The sequence below is a fragment of the Streptomyces laurentii genome, from assembly GCF_040635425.1.
GTDB lineage: Bacteria > Actinomycetota > Actinomycetes > Streptomycetales > Streptomycetaceae > Streptomyces > Streptomyces laurentii.
Genome location: NZ_JBEYHT010000045.1, coordinates 63,658 through 69,708 on the forward strand (window position 1 = coordinate 63,658; position 6,051 = coordinate 69,708).

The 6,051-nt window shown below is 71.5% G+C and carries 5 protein-coding genes; all 5 read left to right on the plus strand.

The features are described from left to right. The first annotated feature begins 19 nt into the window (after window positions 1-19). The 5 genes from ABZ693_RS25070 (at window position 20) to ABZ693_RS25090 (ending at window position 5,916) form a co-directional block, all read left to right on the plus strand. The gene (locus ABZ693_RS25070) at window positions 20-214 is read left to right on the plus strand and encodes a hypothetical protein (protein ID WP_359881290.1); all 195 of its coding nucleotides are present in this window, start codon (window positions 20-22) and stop codon (window positions 212-214) included. 225 nt (window positions 215-439) lie between these two features. Continuing rightward, on the plus strand, window positions 440-1,447 hold the full coding sequence (gene mshB, locus ABZ693_RS25075; protein WP_359881293.1) for an N-acetyl-1-D-myo-inositol-2-amino-2-deoxy-alpha-D-glucopyranoside deacetylase: 1,008 nt from the start codon (window positions 440-442) through the stop codon (window positions 1,445-1,447). Further along, on the plus strand, window positions 1,444-1,788 hold the full coding sequence (locus ABZ693_RS25080) for a DUF6113 family protein (protein ID WP_359881295.1): 345 nt from the start codon (window positions 1,444-1,446) through the stop codon (window positions 1,786-1,788). Before mshB ends, ABZ693_RS25080 begins: the two co-directional genes overlap by 4 nt. Window positions 1,789-1,963: 175 nt before the next feature. Further along, the gene (locus ABZ693_RS25085; protein WP_435842528.1) at window positions 1,964-4,063 is read left to right on the plus strand and encodes a peptidoglycan binding domain-containing protein; all 2,100 of its coding nucleotides are present in this window, start codon (window positions 1,964-1,966) and stop codon (window positions 4,061-4,063) included. A 257-nt stretch (window positions 4,064-4,320) separates the two neighbouring features. Beyond that, window positions 4,321-5,916: an oleate hydratase gene (locus ABZ693_RS25090; protein WP_435842529.1), complete on the plus strand. Its 1,596-nt coding sequence runs from the start codon at window positions 4,321-4,323 to the stop codon at window positions 5,914-5,916. Window positions 5,917-6,051: the final 135 nt, after the last annotated feature.

Consider the following 6,051-nt stretch of genomic DNA (forward strand, 5'->3'; position numbering starts at 1 on the left):
AGTGTGGAGGTGAACCGCCGTGGCACTCTCGATCTCGGTGGTGGTGCTGCTGGCGATCGTCGTCTTCCTGCTGATCCGGAAATCCGGTCTCAAGGCTGGTCACGCGGCGGTCTGTGCTCTCCTGGGCTTCTATCTCGCGAGTTCGTCCATCGCCCCGTCGGTGAGCACGCTCACCACGAACGTGGCCAACATGATCGGCGGCCTCAAGTTCTGACGGGCGCGCCCCGATCCTCGTACTCCGGCCTTCACGTTCCGGTCGCGACGCCGTGACCGGGACCTTGTGACGGGAACCCCGTGGCGAGAACCTCGTGGCGGGAACTCCGTGATCGTCACGTGGTGGCCGCTTCCGTGTGATCACCGCCTCGTGATCGTTCCGACCCGGCGGCGGCGAGGCACGGCCTGCCGCTCCGCCGGGGGCACCGCCTCGTAGGCTGGAGCCATGACGGAACTCCCTGCCCGTCGTCTGCTTCTGGTGCACGCGCACCCGGACGACGAGTCGATCAACAACGGCGCCACCATGGCCAGGTATGCGGCCGAGGGTGCCCTCGTGACCCTCGTGACCTGCACCCTGGGCGAGGAAGGCGAGGTCATCCCGCCCGACCTGGCGCACCTCGCACCCGACCGGGAGAACCGGCTCGGGGAGTTCCGCGTGGGCGAACTCGCCGCCGCGATGCGCCGCCTCGGCGTCACCGACCACCGCTTCCTCGGCGGCGCGGGCCGCTTCCGCGACTCCGGGATGATGGGCGTCGAGCAGAACCACCGCCCGCACGCCTTCTGGAACACGGACGTCGACACCGCCGCCCCGTACCTGGTCGAGGTGATCCGCGAGACCCGCCCCCAGGTCCTCGTCACGTACGACCCCGACGGCGGCTACGGTCACCCCGACCACATCCAGGCCCACCGGGTCGCCACGCGCGCCGCGGAGCTGGCCGCCGACCCCGCGTACCGGCCCGATCTCGGCCCCGCGCACGCCATCGCCAAGATCTACTGGAACCGGGTCCCGCGACCGGTCGCCGAGGCCGGTTTCGCCCGCCTGCGCGCCGAGGGTTGCGCGTTCCCGGCGGAGGCCACGATCGAGGACCTCCCCGGCGTCGTCGACCCGTCCCGGATCACCGCCGAGATCGACGGCGGGACGGACCTCACGGACGCCGGCACAGACCTCGCGGACGCCGGCAGGGAGCCCGGGACGGGCTCTGGAGCGGGCTCGGCGGTCGGGGGCGGGTACGCCGCCCGCAAGGCCGCCGCGATGGCCGCGCACGCCACCCAGGTGACCGTCGACGGCCCCTTCTTCGCCCTCTCCAACAACCTCGGCCAGCCCCTCTTCACCACCGAGTACTACGAGCTCGTCCAGGGCGCCCCGGGAGCCCCCGCCGGCACCCGTGAGACCGACCTCTTCGCGGGCCTGCCGGGGCTTTCGGACACGGACGGGGGAGCGGCGGGCGCATGAAGTTCCGTTACGTCTGGTACGTCCTGCTCGTCGTCCTCGGCGCCCTCGTCGGCATCGCGGGCTCGCTCGTCCAGGCCGCCTGGTTCCCCGGCGGCGTCCTGCTGGCCCTGCTCGCCTCCGCCGCCGTCTTCTACGGCGGCCTGCGCGCCACCGGCACCCAGCTCGGAGTCGTGTTCGCGGGTGCGGGCTGGCTGGTCACCATCGTGCTGCTCAGCCTCGGACGCCCGGAAGGCGACGGGCTGTTCGGCGGCGGCCTCGGGGAGATGGTGTTCCTGCTGGGCGGAATGGCCCTCGCTGTGATGTGTGCCACGATGTCCAGAGTGGCCCCACCAGCCCCGTGAGCAGGCGGAGTTGACGTAGAGACGTCTTGACTTCCGCCGGTTCTTCCCGACGGATTCCCGCCGGGTCGGGTACGGACCGGCGGCGGCCAGTATGGTGGTGCGCGCCGCCGGACCCGCCCGGATCAGCACGAGCATCAGCAAGAGCGGGCGGCGGAGCCAACCGGGAGATCCTGCTTTGAGTCGTGAAACTGGTCGAGAGACTGACCGTTCCTCCTCCGGCGCCCAGGGGCGCGGAGGAGCCGCGTACCCCTCGGGCACCACGCCGTACGGCCTTCGCCCCGGCCAGGAGTCGGCCGAGGAGCCCGTCACCGCGCCGCCGGAGGAGCCCAAGACCGAGACGACGCTGACCACCCGGATCCGGATCAACATCCCGGGTTCGCGTCCGATCCCGCCCGTGGTCGTCCGCAAGCCGGTCGGTGACGCCTCGTCGGCTCCCGCCGCCGAGGACGCCCCGGCCGCGCCCCCCGCCGGGCGTGCCGCCATCGAGCCCATCCGCCCGGAGCCCGTGCCGGAGCCGGCCCCCGCGGCCGAGCCCGTCCAGGGCGGCGCGGCGGACGACAAGCCCGCCAGCGACTGGTTCGCCCCGCGCAAGCCGTCCGCCAACGCGCCGAAGCCCGTGGCCGCCATCGAGTCGATGCAGGCGCAGGCACCGGCGCCCGCGCCGTCGTCGTCCGGCCTGAGCGGGCTCGGCGCCGGTCCACAGGCGACCACCCCGGCCGCCGGTACCCCCGGCTTCACCGGCTCGGCCTCGGACGGCGTCCCGTCGGCCGCGAGCACCACCCAGAGCATGCCGGTGGTCACCGCCGCCATGACGGGCGGTCCCGGCCACACGCCCGCCCAGGGAACCCCCGTCTTCACCCCGGAGGCCGCGCCGGCGCCCACGCCGTACGACGACGGTCCCGGCAGGACCCCGGCCGCGGGTACGCCCGTGATCGGCGGCCCGGCGGCTCCCATGGGTCCGACCACCGGCCCCGCCACCGGCTCCAGCCGGGTCACCGCCGCGCCGACCGGCCCGCGGGGCGGGATGGCTCAGGGCGGCATGGGCCAGGGCGGTATGGGCCAGGGCGGTATGGGGCAGGGCGGTATGGGGCAGGGCCAGGCGGCCCCCCGTATGTCCGACGACACCGCGATCCTCACCCCGCAGCCCCCGGCCCCCGTCCCGGGTCCGGTCGGCGGCCCGGTGGGCGGCGGCGCGAAGCGCGGCCAGGCGGCGGGCGAGCGGGGCAACGTCTCCGGCGCGACCGTCAACAGCGGCGTGCCCGCGGGCGCCCCGGCGGCCCAGGAGGCGGCTCCCCGGCCCACGCCGGCGGCCACGGCGAAGCCGGTGAAGAAGCGTTCCAAGCTGATGCTCGCCTGTGTCGGCGTCGTCGGCCTGGGCGCGGTCGCCTACGGCGCCGGCCTCCTTCTCAACCACGCCGACGTCCCCAAGGGCACCACGGTCCTCGGCGTCGACATCGGCGGCGGTACGAAGGAAGAGGCCGTCGCCAAGCTGGAGGCGACCCTGGGCAAGCGCGCCCACGCCCCGATCCAGCTCAAGGTCGACGGCAAGACGGTGCAGCTGGCCCCGGACAAGGCGGGTCTCGCCCTGGACGCCCAGGAGACCGTGCGCGAGGCCGCGGGCAGCGACTACAACCCCGTCTCGGTCGTCAGCTCCCTCTTCGGCGGCCAGCGGGTCGCGCAGCCGGTGATCCCGGTCGACGAGGAGAAGCTCGGCGTCGCCCTGACCGACCTGGCGGGCACCTCCGGGTCCGTCAAGGAGGCCACGATCGTCTTCGCGCCGGGCAAGGTCACTGCGGTCGAGGGCAAGGCGGGCAAGGGCCTGGACGTCCAGCGCTCGATGATCTCGGTCAAGGACGCCTACCGCACCCAGGTCGAGACGGGCAAGCCCAACACCGTCGAACTGCCCGTCGTCACCCGTCGTCCCACGGTCTCCAAGGCCGAACTCGACCGGGCGATGGAGGAGTTCGCGCAGCCCGCGATGTCCGGCCTGATCACCATCAACGCCGGCAACGCGAAGATCGACTTCGGCCCGCAGCGGTCGCTGCCGCAGATCCTGTCGGTGAAGGCGATCGACGGGCATCTGATCGAGGTCTACGACAAGAAGGCCATCACCAAGCTGCTCGACGGTGTCTTCGACGGCGTCATGGTCACCAAGGGCGACGGCACCAAGCACCAGGTCAACGCCGACGACGTCGCCTTCGTGATGCGCGACGCCCTGCGCGGCAAGACCAAGACGGAGCGGACGCGCACGATCGACCTCTCGGGCAACGGCTGACAGCTCCCGCACGCTGACGCGACCGCGCCCCGCACCGATGTTTCGCATCGGTGCGGGGCGCGGTCGTGGATGGGGCCTCCGGGCATGGAGAGGGAGGGAACGTCACGCGCGTGGCATCCGGCAGACAGTGGTAGGGATTGCGTGGATCTGTCCAGAGGGCGTAAGCCTCCCATAGCGGACGAACGGTATCTGGGGCAGGCTCGGGGCGTGCGATGTACTGGAAGCACACCCCGTACCACCCAGCTCCGGAGGTCCCCGTGCCGGCAACCAGGAATTCCAAGATCTACCTCGTCGGTGGAGGTGTGGCCTCGCTCGCCGCGGCGGCCTTCCTCGTGAGAGACGCGGGTGTCCCCGGGGAGAACGTGCACATCCTGGAGCAGCTGTCGATCGTCGGCGGGTCCATGGACGGCGCTCCCGCGCCCACGCCCGAGGGCGGATACGTCACCCGCGGCGGCCGGATGTTCGAGGAAGAGCACTACGTCTGTCTCTGGAACCTCCTGGAGACCATCCCGACCCTCGACGACCCCGCGGTCTCGGTGCGGCAGGAGATGCTCGCCTTCAACATCGAGCACCCCACGAACGCCAAGGCCCGGATCATCAACGCCGACCGCACCATCGCCGACGCCGCCCGGCTCGGCCTGGACGCCCGCGACCGTGCCGACATGACCCGGCTGCTCGCGCTGCCCGAACGGGTCATCGGCGCCCGCCGCATCGACGACTTCTTCCAGCCGCACTTCTTCACCACCAACTTCTGGTGCATGTGGCGCACGACGTTCGCCTTCCAGACCTGGCACTCGGCGATCGAACTGAAGCGGTACTTCCTCGCCTTCGTGCAGGAGTTCGACCGCATCCACACCCTGTCCGGTGTCCGGCGCAGCAAGTACAACCAGTACGACTCCGTCATCCGGCCGATCAAGGAGTGGCTCGCCGCCAAGGGTGTCCGCACCGACTTCGGCGTGACCGTCGCCGACGTGGAGTTCTCCGACCCCGCCGCGCGCCGGATCTCCCGGCTGCGTCTGGAACGGGACGGCGCCAAGGCCGAGACGATCGAGCTCGGCGAGGACGACTACGCGTTCCTGACCATCGGGTCCATGACCGCCGACGCCACGTACGGCGACCGCTCCACCGTTCCCGAGCTGATCCGTGACAAGCGGGACGGCTCCTGGCGGCTGTGGGAGTCGATCGCCAAGCAGGCGCCGGACTTCGGCCGCCCCACCGCCTTCTGCGGCAACATCGACGAGACCAAGTGGGAGTCCTTCACCCTCACCATGACCGGCCGTACCCTCCTGGACCGCATCCAGGAGTACACCGGCAACGTGCCCGGCGAAGGTGCCCTGATGACCTGGAAGGACTCGGGCTGGCTGCTGTCGATCGTCGTGCCCGCCCAGCCGCACTTCCGGGATCAGGAAGAGAACACGTACACCCTCTGGGGGTACTCGCTGTTCGGCGACGTACCCGGTGACCACGTCCCGAAGAAGATGGACGACTGCACCGGCGCCGAGATCCTCGACGAACTCCTCGGCCATCTCGGCTTCGACGACATCGCGGACGAGGTGCGCGCCACCACCAAGGTCACCACCGTCCAGATGCCGTACATCGACGCCCAGTTCCAGCGCCGCGTCGTCGCCGACCGCCCCCGCGTCGTACCGGAAGGCGCCGAGAACTTCGCCTTCCTCGGCCAGTTCGTCGAGATCCCCGAGGGCGTCGTCTTCACCGTCGAGTACTCGGTCCGCGCGGCCATGATGGCCGTCTACCAGCACTTCGGCCTCGACAAGGAGAAGATCCCGTCGGTCTACCGCGGCCTGGCCGACGCCAAGACCGCCTGGTCCGCGCTGAAGACCGCCTTCGCGTGACGGTTCCGGTGGCGGCTCCGTCGTCACCGCCGGGAGGGACCAGCGGGGCATGAGCCCTCACCACGCTCTGTCCGTCCAGCGCGCCGGCCAGCCGCTCCAGGTGGTCGTGCCAGTCGGCCAGCCGTGGCCGTTCCC